Origin of the sequence: Streptomyces sp. NBC_01408, from assembly GCF_026340255.1 — a bacterium.
In the GTDB taxonomy this organism is placed as follows: Bacteria; Actinomycetota; Actinomycetes; order Streptomycetales; family Streptomycetaceae; genus Streptomyces.
The window spans coordinates 1,495,414-1,512,001 of record NZ_JAPEPJ010000001.1 but is presented as its reverse complement, the minus strand read 5'-3'; the positions used below and the strand labels follow the sequence as shown (position 1 = coordinate 1,512,001).

Here is a 16,588-nt window from a genome sequence, read left to right as displayed (position 1 = left end):
CGGCATCACATCACCAATTCGTACGAGGCAAGTTGCCTGATTTGGGGTGAACTTCGGCATGGATCGGGTTTTGAGCGTGCGTAGTCTGTGCGCCAGGACACCGGGGGAACCGGAACTCACCTGCCGCTTCCAGGCCACTCGCCTGCCCGAGGAGTAGTCGTTCGATGAGCGAGCACCGCCGCAAACCGCCGCAGCCCCAAGGTGGCGGACGCGCTTCGGCCCGCCGGGCCGCCCAGCAGCGCCCCACAAAGGGCGTCGGCGCCGGACGTGACGTCCCCACGGCGTCACCCAGCGGCCCGTACGCAGACCAGCCAGCCCAGGGCAGCCGTGCCGATGCCCGGCGCGCCGCACAGCGAGGCTCCGCGGGCCGGGGACGCGGCGCGGCCAGGAACGGCCGGGGCTCCGGCCCGGGCGGCCGCCCGGACAAGCGGCTGATCAACTACCCGCGGTCCGACAGGGACGGCTGGAAGCGCTTCGTACCGTCCTGGAAGTTCGTCTCGGGCACGGCCCTGGGCTTCTTCGCGGTCATCACGGCGGGGACCGGCATCGGCATCGCCATGGTCAACACGCCCGACCCGAACCTGGCGGCGCAGGCGCAGAACAACGTCTTCTACTGGGAGGACGGCAGCCAGATGGTCGCGACCGGCGGTTCGATGAACCGCCAGATCGTGCCCATCGACAAGATCCCCCGGTCGATGAGGGACGCGGTGATCGCCGCGGAGAACGAGTCCTTCGAGACGGACAAGGGCGTCGACCCGATGGGCGTCGCCCGGGCGGTGTGGAACATGGCCAAGGGCGGCTCCACCCAGGGCGGCTCGACGATCACGCAGCAGTACGTGAAGAACACCTACCTTGACTCCGACCAGACGCTCAAGCGGAAGGTCACCGAGCTCTTCATCTCGATAAAGCTGGGTGTCTCCGAGGAGAAGGACACGGTCCTCGCGGGCTACCTCAACACCGCTTACTACGGGCGGGACGCCTACGGCATCCAGGCGGCGGCCCGCGCCTACTTCGGCAAGGACTGCCAGGACCTCACCCCGTCCGAGAGCGCGTTCCTCGCCTCGGTCCTCAAGGGCCCCAACCTCTACAACCCGGACGGCGGCATCGGCGCCGCGGCCACCCCCGAAGCCAACGAGGACCGGGCCAGGAAGCGCTGGGCCTGGGTGCTGGACCGCGAGGTCGAGGTGGGCCGGATGGACAAGGCCGAGCGGGCCAAGTACACGGAGTTCCCCGCGCGCGTCGAGTCCGAGCAGGCCCGTGCCATGTCCGGCCAGATCGGCTACCTGGTCGAGACGGCCAAGCAGTACGTGATGAAGGCCAAGGGCATCACCGTCGACCAGATGGCCCTCGGCGGCTACCGGATCAAGACCACCTTCCAGAAGCCGAAGGTGGACGCCCTGGTCAAGGCCGTCGAGGAGACCCGCAACGACTTCCTCGACGAGAAGAAGCGGCCCGACCTCGACACCTTCGTGCAGTTCGGTGCCGCCTCCGTCGACGTGAAGACCGGTGCGATCGTCGCCATGTACGGCGGACCCGGTATGGACAAGAAGTACTTCAGCAACAACGCCAACACCAGCGGTGTCCCGGTCGGCTCGACCTGGAAGCCGTACGTCCTGGCGGCGGCGATGCAGTACGGCACCCAGAACACCAACGGCGAGGGGCTGGCGGTCGACAGCAAGTACATGGCCGACGACCTCACCGTGATCAAGAACCGCCAGGGCAAGCCCCTGCTGGACAACTCGGGCAAGCCGTTCAAGCAGAAGAACGAGAGCGCCACCCCCTTCGGCTACGTGACCCTCAACGAGGCGATGGAGAAGTCCATCAACGTGCCGTTCGCCCAGCTCGTCTTCGACGTCGGCCACAGCAAGGTCCGCGAGGTGGCCAAGGCCACCGGCATCCTCAAGGAGTCGATGGGCGTCGGCGACGACGCCTCGTTCGCCCTGGGAACCTCGACGCCCAGCGCCATCCGGATGGCCGACTCCTACGCCACCTTCGCGTCCTCCGGCACGCACCGCGAGCCGTACTCGGTGATCAGCGTCGAGAAGGACGGCGAGCAGCTGTCCGGCTTCGAGCCCCCGAAGGACCAGCGGGCCATGGACAACGCGGTCGCGGACAACATCACCAAGGTCCTCGAGAACGTCGTCCAGAACGGCACGGGCAAGAAGGCGAAGGCGCTGGGCCGGCCCGCCGCGGGCAAGACCGGTACCACCGACGAGAACAAGTCGGCGTGGTTCGTCGGCTACACCCCGGAGCTGTCCACCTCCGTCACCCTGTTCCGCACCGACCCCAACTCGGCGGACAAGAAACTGATGTCCATGAACGGCGTGGGCGGTACCGACTCCATCCACGGTGGTGACATCCCCGCCGTGATCTGGACCGAGTACATGCGTGAGGCGCTCAAGGGCACCCCGGTCAAGCCCTTCCCGGAGGCGGAGCCCCTCGGCGTCACCGCGGACTCCGTGGGAGCCCCCTCGCCCACCCCGTCGGCTCTCCCGACGCCGTCCACCTCCCCGTCGCCGTCGCCGTCGAGCTCCCCGCCCACGGTGTCCCCCAGCCCCTCCAAGGGCGGCAAGCCGTCCTGCAAGCCGTGGGAGCTGTACTGCGACCCGGAGACCACCACCGGCACCACGTCCGGGAGCACCGGCGGCAGCACCAACGGAGGCACCACGAACGGCGGGGTCATCGCCGGCACCGACGGCGGAGCCAGCGGATCACCGTCGCCGTCGAACTCCGACAGACCGGGACGCCCGGGCGGCAGCACCGGTTGGCCCACCGGGATGCCGGAGGACTGACCGGCCCGTCCAGCGAGCTGAGGAAGCCCGTCGCACGCCGTGCGACGGGCTTCCCCCGTGCCGGGCCCGGTACGGCAGGATGAGCGCATGACCAAGGTGCACGAGGACAGCCCCGTACTGCCCACCCAGCAGGACGAGGTCGCCGCAGCCGGCAGTGAGTTCATCGGCGGCCCCCTCGGCCGCTATGCCCGGCTCGGCGGCCACTGGCTGGGGCCGGTACGCGTCGTGGTCCTCGTCGCCCTGGGGCTGTTCGCGCTCGGCATGGTGCAGAAGCTGCCCTGCTACGACTGGGCGTGGTTCCGGGGAACGGGCTCCCAGTACACCCACGCCTGCTACTCCGACATCCCGCACCTCTACGCGGTACGCGGCTTCGCCGACAATCTGACGCCGTACTTCGACCGGCTCCCCGGCGACATGGAGTACCTGGAGTATCCGGTGCTCACCGGGCTCTTCATGGAGGTCGCTTCCTGGCTGACCCCGAGCAGCGGCTCCATGCAGCACCGCGAGCAGATGTACTGGATGGTCAACGCGGGCATGCTGATGATCTGCACCGCGGTCATCGCCGTGTGCGTCGCCCGCACCCACCGCCGCCGGCCCTGGGACGCCCTGCTCTTCGCCCTCGCCCCGGCCTTCGCACTCACCGCGACGATCAACTGGGACCTGCTGGCCATCGCCCTGACCGCGGCCGGGATGCTCATGTGGTCCCGCGGCCGTCCGGCGCTGTTCGGCGTCTTCATCGGCCTGGCCACCGCGGCCAAGCTCTATCCCGTGCTGCTGCTCGGGGTCCTGTTCGTGCTCTGCTGGCGGGCCGGGAAGTGGCGCGCCTTCGGCGCCGCGGCCCTCGGCACGGTCGGCGCCTGGCTCCTGGTGAACCTGCCCGTCATGGTCGGCGCCTGGGAAGGCTGGACGAAGTTCTACACCTTCAGCCAGGAACGGCCCATCGACTTCGGTTCGGTGTGGCTGCTGATCTCCCAGCGCTCGGGCAACCCCCTGGACGGCGCCAACACCTACGCGACAGGGCTGACGCTCCTGCTCTGCGGAGCCATCGGGCTGCTCACGCTGACCGCACCCCGCAGGCCCCGGTTCGCGCAGCTGGCCTTCCTGGTCGTCGCCGTCTTCATCCTGGCCAACAAGGTCTACTCGCCGCAGTACGTGCTGTGGCTCATCCCGCTCGCCGCGCTGGCCCGGCCGCGCTGGCGGGACTTCCTGATCTGGCAGGCCGGCGAGGTCGTGTATTTCCTGGGGATCTGGTTCTACCTCGCCTACACGACCAGCGGGGACAAGCACCAGGGGCTGCCCGTGGAGGGCTACCAGCTGGCGATCGCAGCCCACCTGCTGTGCACCCTCTACCTGTGCGCGGTCATCGTCCGGGACATCCTGATGCCCGAGCGTGACGTCGTACGCCGGGACGGCTCGGACGACCCCTCAGGCGGCGTCCTGGACGGGGCCGAGGACGTGTTCGTCCTGTCGGACGCGGCGAGGGCGCCGCGGTACGCGGCGCCCTCGGAGGGACAGCGGGTCGACTGGGGCATGCCCCCCAAGGACTGACCGTGGGGCCGGCGGCCGGGCGGAGCGGCCCGGCCCGGCCCGGGTCAGGCGTCGAGCACCCGGTCGAACTGCGTGGTGGTGTGGCGCAGGTGCGCCACCAGCTCGTCGCCGACCTTCGGCTCGGTCGCGTCCGAGGGCACGAACAGGATCGACACCTGCATGTGCGGCGGCTCGGCGAACCAGCGCTGCTTGCCCGCCCAGACGAACGGCGACAGGTTCCGGTTGACCGTTGCCAGGCCCGCGCGGGCGACACCCTTGGCACGGGGCATCACGCCGTGGAGGGCCTTGGGGGCCTCCAGACCCACACCGTGCGAGGTACCGCCGGCCACCACGACCAGCCAGCCGTCGGAGGCGGCCTTCTGCTGGCGGTAGCCGAACCGGTCGCCCTTGGCGACGCGCGTGACGTCGAGGACCGCGCCGCGGTACTGGGTCGCGTCGTGGTCGCCCAGCCACAGGCGGGTTCCGATGCGGGCCCGGAACCGGGTCTGCGGGAACTGCTGCTGGAGCCGCGCCAGCTCCTCGGCCCGCAGGTGGCTGACGAACATGGTGTGCAGCGGCAGCCGGGCCGCGCGCAGCCGGTCCATCCAGCCGATGACCTCCTCGACGGCGTCCGAGCCGTCCGGGCGGTCCAGCGGCAGGTGCAGGGCGAAGCCCTCCAGGCGGACGTCCTCGATCGCCGCGTGCAGCTGGCCGAGGTCCTGCTCGGAGATGCCGTGGCGGCGCATCGAGCTCATGCACTCGATGACCACCCGGGCCCCCACCAGCCCGCGGACCCCGTCCAGCGAGGCCACCGAGCGGATGACCCGGTCGGGCAGCGGCACCGGGTCCTCGCCCCGCCGGAACGGGGTGAGGACGAGCAGGTCGCCGCCGAACCAGTCCTTGATGCTGGCGGCCTCGTAGGTCGTCCCCACGGCCAGGATGTCGGCGCCCATACGGGTCGCCTCCTCGCACAGCCGCTCGTGGCCGAAGCCGTAGCCGTTGCCCTTGCAGACCGGGATCAACCCCGGGAACTGGTCCTGGATCTGCTTCTGGTGCGCACGCCAGCGCGCGGTGTCGACGTAGAGCGTGAGCGCCATGCCCGTCCGGAACCTCTCCTGAGAAGCTGCGTGGTGCAGCGGTGCGTGGGGTGGGTGGGTGAGGGGTGGGTCAGCGGCGCGACATGTAGATGTCGAGCGCCTTGTGCAGCACCTTGTTCAGCGGGAAGTCCCACTCGCCGACGTACTCCACGGCCTCGCCGCCCGTGCCGACCTTGAACTGGATCAGGCCGAACAGGTGATCGTTCTCGTCCAGGGTGTCAGAGATGCCGCGCAGGTCGTAGACGCTGGCCCCGAGGGCGTACGAGTCGCGCAGCATGCGCCACTGCATCGCGTTCGAGGGCCGCACTTCGCGCTTGTGGTTGGCGGATGCTCCGTACGAGTACCAGACGTGCTGGCCGACGGTGAGCATCGTGGCGGCGGCCAGCGGCTCCCCCTCGTGCTTCGCGATGTAGAGCCGCATCCGGTTGGGGTCCTCGGAGTTGAGGGCCGTCCACTGGCGCTGGAAGTAGCTGAGCGGGCGCGGGCGGAACTTGTCGCGCTCGGCCGTGATCTCGTACAGGTGCTGCCAGGTCGGCAGGTCCTCGTAGCCGCCCTGGACCACCTCGACGCCGGCCTTCTCGGCCTTCTTGATGTTGCGGCGCCACAGCTGGTTGAAGCCCTTGAGGACGTCGTCCAGCGAGCGGTTGGCCAGCGGCACCTGGAAGACGTAGCGGGGCTGCACGTCACCGAAACCGGCTCCGCCGTCCTCGGCCTGCTGCCAGCCCATGCGGCGCAGCTTGTCGGAGACCTCGAAGGCGCGGGGCTCGATGACCGAGGCCTCCACGTCGCGCAGGCGCTTGACGTCCGGGTCCTGGATTCCGGCCTTGATGGCGGTGGAGTTCCAGCGGCGGATGACGACGGGCGGGCCCATCTTCACGGTGAAGGCGCCCTGCTGCTTGAGGTGCGCCAGCATCGGCTGGAGCCACTCCTCCAGATTCGGGGCGTACCAGTTGATGACCGGGCCCTCGGGAAGGTACGCGAGGTATCGCTTCACCTTGGGCAGTTGCCGGTACAGCACGAGGGCGGCTCCGACGAGTTCGCCGGAGGCGTCGAACCAACCGAGGTTCTCCGACCGCCACTCGTTCTTCACGTCGGCCCACGCCGGGACCTGGCAGTGGCTAGCAGAGGGCAGGCTCTGGAGGTATCCCAGATGCTGCTCTCGGCTGATGGTCCTCAGGGACAGGCTCATGCGGGGCGTCTCCTCCGGCGGCTTCGCTGGCTATGGCGCGAAGCCTACTGCGACAGGGGCGCCACCCATCTGGGGGACAGGCCGGAGGCCGGGCCGGCGTGCGGCCGGCGCCCCGTCGCGGAGGTCCCCCGGTCAGCCCAGCCAGCCGCCGAAGAGGCCGCCGTGGAACATGCCGATGAAGAAGCCGATGGCAGACGCGCCAAGGCCGATGATCAGCGCGAAGCGCTCGCGTGTCGTGACGGAGACGAACTGTCCGTACGCGCCGGTCAGGATTCCGATCAGCCCGGCCCACGAGGTGAGCAGGTGGAGACCGTGGAAGAAGGCCGTGACGAACGCCACGGCGCCGAGGACCAAGGTGACCGCCATCAGGGTGTCCTGGAGCGGGTGGGGCTTGCCGTCGGTCGCGAGGAGCGAGATGGAGGTCTGGGGCCGTATTGCCTGTGCCATCGGAAGGCACCTCCTGGCTGAAGCAGAGCGGTGCGCGGGCCGCCTCCCGAGGGCCGGGGGGCATAGCACCGAGCACACCCGATGGATACAGATTGTGGCCCTCCGGTGCCGGATTTCAACCGGAAGGAGTCGACGGGGTAGTCTGTACGGTCTGCGCGGTGTCTGTTCACAGGCACCGTGCGGTACGCATCACGACCCTCCTGCCACGGAACGACCGTGGCCGCTGAGTCCAAAGGAGGTGGGTTCCACATGCGTCACTACGAAGTGATGGTCATCCTCGACCCCGATCTCGAGGAGCGCGCTGTCTCCCCGCTGATCGAGAACTTCCTCTCCGTCGTCCGTGAGGGCAACGGAAAGGTCGAGAAGGTCGACACCTGGGGCCGTCGTCGTCTCGCTTACGAGATCAAGAAGAAGCCCGAGGGCATCTACTCGGTCATCGACCTTCAGGCCGAGCCTGCGGTCGTCAAGGAGCTTGACCGACAGATGAACCTGAACGAGTCGGTTCTCCGGACCAAGGTCCTTCGCCCCGAGACCCACTGAACTTCGGTTCAGCGGTAATCGGGATCGAGTAGCACAGCAGCCCAGCAGCAATCCCCGCCGAGAGGTTCATCCATGGCAGGCGAGACCGTCATCACGGTCGTCGGCAATCTCGTCGACGACCCCGAGCTGCGCTTCACCCCCTCGGGTGCGGCGGTCGCGAAGTTCCGTGTCGCGTCCACTCCCCGCATCTTCGACAAGCAGACCAATGAGTGGAAGGACGGCGAAGGCCTGTTCCTGACCTGCTCGGTCTGGCGTCAGGCGGCGGAGAACGTCGCTGAGTCCCTTCAGCGGGGCATGCGCGTCATCGTGCAGGGCCGGCTGAAGCAGCGGTCGTACGAGGACCGTGAGGGTGTCAAGCGCACGGTCTACGAGCTGGACGTCGAGGAAGTCGGCCCCAGCCTGAAGAGCGCCACGGCCAAGGTCGCCAAGACCAGCGGTCGCGGTGGCCAGGGTGGATACGGCGGCGGCGGCCAGCAGCAGCAGGGCGGCGGCGGCAACTGGGGCGGAGCCCCCAGTGGCGGTGCCCCGCAGGGCGGCGGAGCTCCCTCCGACGACCCGTGGGCGTCCAGCGCGCCGGCCGGTGGCCAGCAGCAGCAGGGCGGCGGCGGGGGCGGCTGGGGCGGAAGCTCCGGCGGCTCCGGCGGTGGCTACTCGGACGAGCCGCCCTTCTAGGGCAGCTCGCATCCCCACTTCTTGATCACACAGGAGAGACACAATGGCGAAGCCGCCTGTGCGCAAGCCTAAGAAGAAGGTCTGCGCATTCTGCAAGGACAAGACCGTGTACGTGGACTACAAGGACACGAACATGCTGCGGAAGTTCATTTCCGACCGCGGCAAGATCCGTGCCCGCCGCGTTACCGGCAACTGCACGCAGCACCAGCGTGACGTCGCCACGGCCGTGAAGAACAGCCGTGAGATGGCACTGCTGCCCTACACGTCCACCGCGCGATAAGGAAAGGGTGACCGACTAATGAAGATCATCCTGACCCACGAGGTTTCTGGCCTCGGTGCCGCCGGCGATGTCGTCGACGTCAAGGACGGTTACGCTCGCAACTACCTGGTCCCGCGTGGTTTCGCGATCCGCTGGACCAAGGGTGGCGAGAAGGACGTGGCGCAGATCCGCCGCGCCCGCAAGATCCACGAGATCGCGACCATCGAGCAGGCCAACGAAGTCAAGGCCAAGCTCGAGGGCGTGAAGGTCCGTCTGGCCACCCGCGCGGGTGACGCCGGTCGTCTCTTCGGTTCCGTGACCCCGGCCGACATCGCCACGGCGATCGAGTCCTCGGGCGGCCCGAAGGTCGACAAGCGCCGCGTCGAGCTGGGCTCCCCGATCAAGACCCTCGGTTCGTACCAGGTCTCCGTGCGTCTGCACGCCGACGTGGCCGCGAACGTGGGCATCGAGGTCGTCGCCGCCTAAGGGCTGCCTTCGAAGGGCCGCACCCCGCTGGGGTGCGGCCCTTCGTCGTATCCGGAGGGGGCCCCGGTGGTCATGTTTCACGTGAAACATGACCACCCCCCTCGGCATGTTTCACGTGAAACATCGGGGCCACCGGTCCGGCGGGAGGTCAGCGAGTGGCTCCGGCGACCAGCCACCGGCCTGACCGGGCCCGCAGCTGGAGGGTGACCATGCGGACCAGCATCATCAGCGTCATGGCCCACCAGAGGGTCGTCAGGTCGCCGCCCACGGTCGGCACGAGCAGGGCGGCCGGGGTGAAGACGGCGAGCGTCAGCAGCATGGCCCAGGCCAGGTACCGGCCGTCGCCCGCGCCCATCAGGACTCCGTCGAGGACGAAGACGATGCCGGAGACGGGCTGGGAGAGGGCCACGACGAGGAGGGCGGGCAGCAGGGCGTCTTCCACTGCCGGATCACTGGTGAACAGCGGGATGAACACCGGACGGGCCAGAACGACGAGCAGGCCGAGTACGACGCCTGCGGCGATGCCCCACTGCACCATGCGGCGGCAGACGGCCTTCGCGCCCTCGGTATCGCCCGCGCCCAGATAGCGGCCGATGATCGCCTGGCCGGCGATCGCGATCGCGTCCAGGGCGAAAGCGAGCAGGGTCCACAGGGCGAGCACGATCTGATGGGCAGCGATTTCGGCGTCGCCGAGCCTCGCGGCCACGGCGGTCGCGATCATCAGAACCGCGCGCAGGGAGAGGGTGCGGACCAGCAGGGGCGCCCCGGCCTGGGCACAGGCCCGGATTCCCGCCGCATCGGGGCGCAGGGAGGCGCCGTGGTGCCTGGCGCCGCGTACGACGACGACGAGGTAGGCGGCTGCCATGGCGCACTGGGCGATGACCGTGCCCCAGGCCGAACCAGCGATCCCGAGGCCCGCCCCGTAGACCAGGGCGACGTTGAGGGCCCCGTTGAGCGCGAAGCCGCCGATGGCCACGTACAGCGGGGTGCGGGTGTCCTGGAGGCCCCTGATCACCCCGGTGGCGGCCAGGACCATGAGCATGGCCGGGATGCCGAGGGCGGAGATTCTCAGGTAGGTGATCGCGTGGGGAGCGACGGTGTCGGAGGCTCCGAAGAGGGAGACCAGCCAGGGCGCCGCGGGCAGAACCACGGCGATGACGGCCGCGCCGAGCAGCAGGGCGAGCCAGATCCCGTCCATGCCCTGCCGGATCGCTGCCTGCATGTCGCCGGCTCCGACCCGCCGGGAGACGGCCGCGGTGGTGGCGTAGGCGAGGAAGACGAACACGCTCACGGCGGTGGTGAGCAGAGCGGCGGCGATGCCGAGGCCGGCCAGCTGGGGGGTGCCGAGGTGTCCCACGATGGCGCTGTCGGCCATCACGAAGAGGGGTTCGGCGACAAGGGCGCCGAAGGCGGGAACGGCGAGTGCGAAGATCTCTCGGTCGTGCCGCCTCGGCGCAGCCTTCGGTGCTGCGGGGGCCTGTGTCATGCGCTCAATCTAATCTTCCACAGGTAATAGACACAAGAGTCTTTAGATCCTTACCAAGGCGCTGACTTGGGCGTTCTTTCCAACCCGTTGGAGGCGATCTTGAGACAGTGGCCAAGATTTTTCTCGCCCACCGGCGATCGGGAGGGAAAGTGCAGGTCAGATGGGGTGCCGGGGTGGCGCAGGTGATTTTGTCCACAGCACCGTCCCCCGGTCCGTGCACAGCTTCCGGGGAGTTACCCACAGCATTGGCGCCGTCGTCCACATCTCATCCACACAGCCTGTGGATAACAAGATTGGCTGACGCCGCTCCCGGCCCTACCGTGGTGCGTTGCCCGACTCGCCGACAAGCCGATTCGGGTGCCCCAAATGTCAGAGCCGTGTCGTAGAAAGAGTCGCACGGCGAGGTCCGCGTTGCGGACGGAGGAGGCGGCCCGGTGAGCATGTCCGAGCCCATGGACGACCCCTGGGCCGACAGCGGTCCAGGTGACCGTCTGCCCGCCCGTACGCGCCGCAACAGCGAAGGCCGCGGCCGCGGGGACGAACAGCACGACCGTGGCCGCGAGGGCGGCTCCTGGGACGGCGGCGGTGGCGGCTTCGAGCGCGTCCCGCCCCAGGACCTCGACGCCGAGCAGTCGGTGCTCGGCGGCATGCTGCTCTCCAAGGACGCGATCGCCGACGTGGTCGAGGTCCTCAAGGGGCACGACTTCTACCGGCCCTCGCACGAAACGATCTACCAGGCCATTCTCGACCTGTACGCCAAGGGTGAGCCGGCCGACCCCATCACGGTCGGCGCCGAGCTGACCCGGCGCGGTGAGATCAGCAAGGTCGGCGGGGCCTCGTACCTGCACACGCTCGTGCAGTCCGTCCCGACGGCGGCGAACGCCGAGTACTACGCGGAGATCGTCCACGAGAGAGCCGTCCTGCGCCGCCTCGTCGCCGCGGGGACGAAGATCACGCAGATGGGATACGCGGCGGACGGTGACGTCGACGAGATCGTCAACAGCGCCCAGGCCGAGATCTACGCGGTCACCGAGCAGCGGACCTCCGAGGACTACCTGCCGCTGGGCGACATCATGGAGGGCGCTCTCGACGAGATCGAGGCGATCGGCTCGCGCAGCGGCCAGATGTCCGGCGTCCCCACCGGCTTCACGGACCTCGACTCGCTGACCAACGGCTTGCACCCGGGCCAGATGATCGTCATCGCCGCCCGCCCCGCCATGGGAAAGTCCACGCTCGCGCTGGACTTCGCCCGGGCCTGCTCCATCAAGAGCAACCTGCCGAGCGTGATCTTCTCCCTCGAAATGGGGCGCAACGAGATCGCGATGCGCCTGCTCTCGGCGGAGGCCCGGGTCGCGCTGCACCACATGCGCTCCGGCACGATGACGGACGACGACTGGACGAGGCTCGCCCGCCGGATGCCGGACGTCTCGGCCGCGCCCCTCTACATCGACGACTCCCCGAACCTGTCGATGATGGAGATCCGGGCCAAGTGCCGCCGGCTCAAGCAGCGCAACGACCTCTCGCTCGTCGTCATCGACTACCTCCAGCTCATGCAGTCGGGCGGCTCGCGCCGTCCCGAGAGCCGCCAGCAGGAGGTCTCGGACATGTCCCGAAACCTCAAGCTGCTGGCCAAGGAGCTCGAGGTCCCGGTGATCGCGCTCTCCCAGCTGAACCGTGGCCCCGAACAGCGCACCGACAAGAAGCCGATGGTCTCCGACCTGCGTGAATCGGGCTCGATCGAGCAGGACGCGGACATGGTGATCCTGCTGCACCGCGAGGACGCGTACGAGAAGGAGTCCCCCCGCGCGGGCGAGGCGGACCTGATCGTGGCCAAGCACCGTAACGGCCCGACCGCCACGATCACCGTGGCCTTCCAGGGCCATTATTCGCGGTTCGTGGACATGGCCAACACGTAGCATCCGATCATGGATGCGCTCTCTGAAGACCTGGAACTTCTCCCTGCCACCCGACGTGCGCTGCGGCACCGGATCGCGGTCGCCCAGAGCGAAGGACGCGCGCCGTCGGTGGTGGCGGTCGTCGTGCGGGGCGGTGAACTGGTCTGGGAGGGCTCGCAGACCTCGGTCGCGGGTCACGGCCCGGACGGGGACGTGCAGTACCGGATCGGCTCGATCAGCAAGACCTTCACCGCTGTTCTGGTGATGCGGCTGCGCGACGAGGGTCTGCTCGAGCTCGCCGATCCGCTGGAGAAGCATCTGCCCGGGACCTCCGCCGGCCAGGTGACGATCGCCCAACTGCTGTCCCACACCGGCGGGCTGGCCGCCGAGACCCCGGGCGTCTGGTGGGAGCGGACCCCTGGTGACCTGCGGCCGGAGCTGGCCGACGTACTCGGCGAACAGCCGTTCCGGTACGTGCCGGGTAGCAGGCACCACTACTCCAACCCGGGTTACACCCTGCTGGGTTCGCTCGTCGAGCAGCTGCGCGGCAAGCCGTGGGAAGAGGTGCTGCGTACCGAGGTGCTGGAGCCCCTGGGCCTGGACCGGACGAGCGGGCTGCCGCAGGCACCGCATGCGGGCGGCTGGGCGGTGCACCCGTGGGCGGACGTGATGATGCCGGAGCCCCTGGAGGACCTCGGGCTGATGGCTCCGGCAGGCCAGTTGTGGTCCACGGCCCGGGACTTGGGGAGGTTCGCGGACTTCCTGCTGCGCGGGGACGAGCGGGTGCTGAGCGCGCAGAGCGTACTTGAGATGCGTACGCCGTCCTCGCCGCCCGAGCCGGGTCTGGCCGAGCAGGGCTACGGGCTGGGTGTGCAGCTGATGGCTCACGGTGACCGTCGGCTCCTCGGGCACGGCGGTTCCCTGCCGGGGTTCGTCGCAGGGCTGTGGGCCAGCGAGTCGGACGATGTGGCGGCCGTGGTCCTGGCCAACTGCACCTCGGGCCTGCCGCCCACGGCGGTTGCCGCGGACCTGGTGGCGATCGTGGCCGACGCGGAGCCCCGGTTCCCGGAGCCCTGGCGGCCGTTCCGGGAGGCCGACCCGGTGGCGCTGGAGCTCTGCGGCCCCTGGTACTGGGGCACCTCGGCCAGCGTGGTGCGGCTGACTGCGGAAGGGACGCTGGAGCTGGGACCGGTGGGCGGGGGCGGGCGTTCGGCACGTTTCCGTGCGGAGGCCGACGGCAGCTGGACCGGTCTGTCCGGCTACTACGCGGGGGAGACGCTGCGGGCGGTGCGCCGCGCGGACGGCACGGTGAGCCACCTCGACCTGGCCTCGTTCGTCTTCACGCGGGAGCCCTACGACCCCCAGGCCCCGGTACCCGGCGGGGTGGACCCGCAGGGCTGGCGGGGTATCGGCTGAGGGACGCCGACGGCTCTGCTCATGCGACGAGTTCGCGCTCCAGCGGGGTGCGGAAACGCGGGGTGACGCGGGCGCCACCCACCCAGTCGGCGAGGCGGGCGGCCTCGGCGGCGACCGCCTGTTCGGCGGCGCGGCAGGGGCTGCCCAGCAGCCGCCAGACGATCTGTCCGTCGGGGCGCTGGGCCCAGCCGCCGACGATCTCACCGTTCCACCAGACGGTGGGGCCGATGTTGCCGGCGTAGTCGAAGAGGGCCGGCCGGTGGGCGGGGTCGAGGTGGAAGGCGCGGTCGGACCAGCCCATGCCGCTGGGGTCGAGGCCGGGAAGCAGCGCGGCCCAGGGTTCCGGGGCCGGCTCGGGTGCGGTGTCTCCGGGGCTGACCAGGGCGGTGTTGCCGTCCTCGAGTCGGACCTGGTCGGGGCCCACGGCGGCAAGGGCCTTGCGGGCATCGGTGAGGGTCCAGCCGGTCCACCACTTGAAGTCGGCCTCGGTGGCCGGACCGTAGGCCCGCAGCCAGCGGCGGGCGATCTCCGCGCGGGCTTCCGCGGCGGGTACGGCGGGCCAGGGCTCGGTATGGACCCAGCGGAACTGGCTGGACGTCCATGATCCACGCGGCCGGTCGCGGCGGATGCGCCCGTCGGCCGCGAGCACGCGGATGACGCGGGTGGCGACGCCGGCCTCCGTCTCGTACTTCTTGCCCCGGCCGATGGTGATCTTCTGGCGCAGGGCGGGCACGGCTGCGGACAGCTGACTGCCGGTGCAGGGGCCGCGGGAGTCGAGGGCGTCGAGGGCGGCGGCCTCGGCCCGGGCCAGCCAGTCGGCATCGAGGCCCTGGCCGTCCTCGTCGAGGTGCTTGAGCAGCGTGCGGCGCTCCTTGGCGGCGATACCCCGGGCGGTGGAGGAGTCGACGTACGGGGCGAGTTCGGTGGAGACCGCGAAGAGCGTGTTGCGCATGCTGAGCAGCCGGACGAGGCCGACGTCCTCGTAGAGCGCCCGCTCGATCGTGTCAGGCCCGCCCTCGCTGAGCCGGGCTCGGGCGGAAAGGAAGACGGTCGCGGCGTCGGTGGCGTGCAGGGCGACGACCGCGTCCGCGGCCTGGCTGACCGTGGCGGCGCGGGCCGAGGGGGCCAGGCGGTGTCGCCTGCCGAGCCGGTTGCGGCGTTCGGCGGTGGTGACCAGAGGAAGGCTGGGGCTCATTTCGCGATCGTAGGCCGGGCCGCCGACACAGCGGCCCGGCCTGCTCACAGGTGGCTGATCAGAGCTGGAGCTTGAACCCGACGTGGGAGGCGGTGAATCCGAGCCGCTCGTAGAAACGGTGGGCGTCGGTCCGGGTCACGTCCGAGGTGAGCTGGACGAGCTGGCAGTTCTCGAGCCGGGACTTCTCGATCGCCCATTCGACGAACCGGGTGCCGAGTCCGCTGCCGCGCTCGTCGGCGTGGACGCGCACCCCTTCGATGAGGGAACGGGTGGCGCCCTTGCGGGAGAGCCCCGGGACGATGGTGAGCTGGAGGGTGCCCACGACCCGGTCCGCGCGGACGGCGACGACGAGGTGCTGGTTCGGGTCGTCGTCCAGGCGCTTGAAGGCGGCGAGGTACGGGGTGAGGTCTTCGGGGGATTCCCGGGAGGCGCCCAGCGGGTCGTCGGCGAGCATGGCGACGATGGCGGGCAGGTCCTCCGCCGTGGCGGGACGGATGGCCAGTTCAGTGGTGTCGTTCATGGTGGGTCGTTCCTTTCTCAGCCCGCTGCCACAGTGAGCGGGGCCCAGCGCCGGGTCCAGTCTCCGGGCAGGGTCGGGATGTCGCGGGTCATGACGGAGTTGAAGGTCACGGAGCCGAGACCGCGGTCCTTGAGCCAGCCGAGGAGCTCCTCGTGACGTACATCGACATCGGTGCGCAACGGCCGCTCGGTGCCGGCGGCGAGGGCGGTGACGAGCGCTCGGGCGCCGGCGGAGTCGCGAGCGATGAGCGGCCCGACGACATGGGTCGCCATGTTGGGCCACATGGCGGCGTAGCCGGTCAGGTTGCCCGCTGCATCCTCGGCGACGAGCAGCCGGTCTGCGAAGGCGGGGAGTCTCGTGATCATGTGGGTCCGGTCGGTGCCGAAGACCTCGGTGTCGAGGCGGACGATCCGCGGCAGGTCCTCGGCGTTGGCGGGCCGGACGCCGTCGGCGGATGCGGCGGGATCAGGGCGGAAGGTGCCCATGAGCATCTCGGCCCGGCCAGTGGCCTCGAACCCGAGCTCCTCGTAGAGGGGGCGTCCGTAGGGAGTGGCGTGCAGCGTGAGCGGGATGCCCTTGAGGACGTCGTCACAGATGTGGGTCATCAGGCGGCGGCCCAGACCGCGCCGGGCGTAGCGCTCGGCCACGAGGACCATCCCGATGGCGGCGAGTTCCGGGTCGGCGTGCGTGTGGCCGTACCGGGTGACGACGCAGGCTGCGGCGAGTCCCTGTCCGTCGGGGGCATCGACCCCGTAGCCGCTCCCCGCCGTGAGGAGAAGTCTCCATCTGTGGTCCTCACGGAGCCAGCCGCGGTCCTCTGACAGGTCGGAGCAGCGGTGGAGGTCTTCCAGGGTCAGTGCGCGGATCGGCAGTGCGGTGAGATCTGGTGGTGTCACCCGATCAGACTGGATCATGACTCCAGGGCCGTCCAGGGGATTTGGGGGCCGGATGTTTCACGTGAAACCAGCCGCAGCCTCGTGTGGGAGGCGCCGTTGTTTCACGTGAAACAGGCCGATGTTTCACGTGAAACATGCGGCTTGGCGGGAAACGGACGGACTAACCTCGAC

General features: G+C 69.6%; 15 protein-coding genes. 8 read left to right on the top strand and 7 right to left on the bottom strand.

The annotated features are described in order from the left end of the window. Positions 1-164: 164 nt before the first annotated feature. On the top strand, positions 165-2,792 hold the full coding sequence (locus OG447_RS07095) for a transglycosylase domain-containing protein (RefSeq protein ID WP_266935595.1): 2,628 nt from the start codon (positions 165-167) through the stop codon (positions 2,790-2,792). A gap of 87 nt (positions 2,793-2,879) precedes the next feature. Continuing rightward, on the top strand, positions 2,880-4,340 hold the full coding sequence (locus tag OG447_RS07090; protein ID WP_266935594.1) for a glycosyltransferase family 87 protein: 1,461 nt from the start codon (positions 2,880-2,882) through the stop codon (positions 4,338-4,340). A gap of 44 nt (positions 4,341-4,384) precedes the next feature. On the opposite strand, the gene OG447_RS07085 is transcribed toward OG447_RS07090, so the two are convergent. From OG447_RS07085 to OG447_RS07075, 3 genes are all read right to left on the bottom strand, one after another. Continuing rightward, positions 4,385-5,416 (bottom strand): alanine racemase, encoded by a 1,032-nt coding sequence (locus tag OG447_RS07085; protein WP_266935593.1) that lies wholly within the window; start codon positions 5,414-5,416, stop codon positions 4,385-4,387. A 70-nt stretch (positions 5,417-5,486) separates the two neighbouring features. Beyond that, a complete protein-coding gene (locus tag OG447_RS07080; RefSeq protein ID WP_266935592.1) occupies positions 5,487-6,605 on the bottom strand; it encodes a peptidoglycan bridge formation glycyltransferase FemA/FemB family protein in 1,119 nt (372 codons plus the stop codon). Positions 6,606-6,737: 132 nt separating this feature from the next. Beyond that, complete coding sequence (locus OG447_RS07075) at positions 6,738-7,052, bottom strand: hypothetical protein (RefSeq protein ID WP_266935591.1); 315 nt, start codon at positions 7,050-7,052, stop codon at positions 6,738-6,740. A 249-nt stretch (positions 7,053-7,301) separates the two neighbouring features. Between OG447_RS07075 and rpsF the strand changes: the two genes are divergently transcribed. The 4 genes from rpsF (at position 7,302) to rplI (ending at position 9,009) form a co-directional block, all read left to right on the top strand. Next, on the top strand, positions 7,302-7,592 hold the full coding sequence (gene rpsF, locus OG447_RS07070) for a 30S ribosomal protein S6 (RefSeq protein WP_004950685.1): 291 nt from the start codon (positions 7,302-7,304) through the stop codon (positions 7,590-7,592). Between the two features lie 72 nt (positions 7,593-7,664). Then, positions 7,665-8,264 (top strand): single-stranded DNA-binding protein, encoded by a 600-nt coding sequence (locus tag OG447_RS07065; RefSeq protein ID WP_266935590.1) that lies wholly within the window; start codon positions 7,665-7,667, stop codon positions 8,262-8,264. A 43-nt stretch (positions 8,265-8,307) separates the two neighbouring features. Then, the gene (gene rpsR, locus OG447_RS07060) at positions 8,308-8,544 is read left to right on the top strand and encodes a 30S ribosomal protein S18 (protein ID WP_003956534.1); all 237 of its coding nucleotides are present in this window, start codon (positions 8,308-8,310) and stop codon (positions 8,542-8,544) included. An 18-nt stretch (positions 8,545-8,562) separates the two neighbouring features. Next, the gene (gene rplI / locus OG447_RS07055; protein WP_030008386.1) at positions 8,563-9,009 is read left to right on the top strand and encodes a 50S ribosomal protein L9; all 447 of its coding nucleotides are present in this window, start codon (positions 8,563-8,565) and stop codon (positions 9,007-9,009) included. 148 nt (positions 9,010-9,157) lie between these two features. On the opposite strand, the gene OG447_RS07050 is transcribed toward rplI, so the two are convergent. Further along, the gene (locus OG447_RS07050; protein WP_266935589.1) at positions 9,158-10,495 is read right to left on the bottom strand and encodes an MATE family efflux transporter; all 1,338 of its coding nucleotides are present in this window, start codon (positions 10,493-10,495) and stop codon (positions 9,158-9,160) included. Between the two features lie 452 nt (positions 10,496-10,947). On the opposite strand from OG447_RS07050, the gene dnaB reads away from it, so the two are divergent. Beyond that, complete coding sequence (gene dnaB / locus OG447_RS07045) at positions 10,948-12,411, top strand: replicative DNA helicase (protein ID WP_031141325.1); 1,464 nt, start codon at positions 10,948-10,950, stop codon at positions 12,409-12,411. A gap of 9 nt (positions 12,412-12,420) precedes the next feature. Continuing rightward, complete coding sequence (locus OG447_RS07040; RefSeq protein WP_266935588.1) at positions 12,421-13,806, top strand: serine hydrolase; 1,386 nt, start codon at positions 12,421-12,423, stop codon at positions 13,804-13,806. 19 nt (positions 13,807-13,825) lie between these two features. Here the strand turns inward: OG447_RS07040 and OG447_RS07035 are convergent, their stop codons facing one another. The 3 genes from OG447_RS07035 to OG447_RS07025 are packed head-to-tail and all read right to left on the bottom strand — an operon-like array spanning position 13,826 to position 16,417. Then, complete coding sequence (locus OG447_RS07035; RefSeq protein ID WP_266935587.1) at positions 13,826-15,001, bottom strand: winged helix DNA-binding domain-containing protein; 1,176 nt, start codon at positions 14,999-15,001, stop codon at positions 13,826-13,828. A gap of 58 nt (positions 15,002-15,059) precedes the next feature. After that, positions 15,060-15,521 (bottom strand): GNAT family N-acetyltransferase, encoded by a 462-nt coding sequence (locus tag OG447_RS07030; RefSeq protein ID WP_266935586.1) that lies wholly within the window; start codon positions 15,519-15,521, stop codon positions 15,060-15,062. A gap of 17 nt (positions 15,522-15,538) precedes the next feature. Beyond that, positions 15,539-16,417 (bottom strand): GNAT family N-acetyltransferase, encoded by an 879-nt coding sequence (locus OG447_RS07025; RefSeq protein WP_266935585.1) that lies wholly within the window; start codon positions 16,415-16,417, stop codon positions 15,539-15,541. Between the last annotated feature and the right edge of the window lie 171 nt (positions 16,418-16,588).

What these genes read in the sequence shown, in the direction of transcription:
- OG447_RS07095 (WP_266935595.1), top strand. Translation starts at nt 165, where the DNA reads ATGAGCGAGCACCGCCGCAAACCGCCGCAGCCCCAAGGTGGCGGACGC.
- OG447_RS07090 (WP_266935594.1), top strand. Translation starts at nt 2,880, where the DNA reads ATGACCAAGGTGCACGAGGACAGCCCCGTACTGCCCACCCAGCAGGAC.
- OG447_RS07085 (WP_266935593.1), bottom strand. Translation starts at nt 5,416, where the DNA reads ATGGCGCTCACGCTCTACGTCGACACCGCGCGCTGGCGTGCGCACCAG.
- OG447_RS07080 (WP_266935592.1), bottom strand. Translation starts at nt 6,605, where the DNA reads ATGAGCCTGTCCCTGAGGACCATCAGCCGAGAGCAGCATCTGGGATAC.
- OG447_RS07075 (WP_266935591.1), bottom strand. Translation starts at nt 7,052, where the DNA reads ATGGCACAGGCAATACGGCCCCAGACCTCCATCTCGCTCCTCGCGACC.
- rpsF (WP_004950685.1), top strand. Translation starts at nt 7,302, where the DNA reads ATGCGTCACTACGAAGTGATGGTCATCCTCGACCCCGATCTCGAGGAG.
- OG447_RS07065 (WP_266935590.1), top strand. Translation starts at nt 7,665, where the DNA reads ATGGCAGGCGAGACCGTCATCACGGTCGTCGGCAATCTCGTCGACGAC.
- rpsR (WP_003956534.1), top strand. Translation starts at nt 8,308, where the DNA reads ATGGCGAAGCCGCCTGTGCGCAAGCCTAAGAAGAAGGTCTGCGCATTC.
- rplI (WP_030008386.1), top strand. Translation starts at nt 8,563, where the DNA reads ATGAAGATCATCCTGACCCACGAGGTTTCTGGCCTCGGTGCCGCCGGC.
- OG447_RS07050 (WP_266935589.1), bottom strand. Translation starts at nt 10,495, where the DNA reads ATGACACAGGCCCCCGCAGCACCGAAGGCTGCGCCGAGGCGGCACGAC.
- dnaB (WP_031141325.1), top strand. Translation starts at nt 10,948, where the DNA reads ATGGACGACCCCTGGGCCGACAGCGGTCCAGGTGACCGTCTGCCCGCC.
- OG447_RS07040 (WP_266935588.1), top strand. Translation starts at nt 12,421, where the DNA reads ATGGATGCGCTCTCTGAAGACCTGGAACTTCTCCCTGCCACCCGACGT.
- OG447_RS07035 (WP_266935587.1), bottom strand. Translation starts at nt 15,001, where the DNA reads ATGAGCCCCAGCCTTCCTCTGGTCACCACCGCCGAACGCCGCAACCGG.
- OG447_RS07030 (WP_266935586.1), bottom strand. Translation starts at nt 15,521, where the DNA reads ATGAACGACACCACTGAACTGGCCATCCGTCCCGCCACGGCGGAGGAC.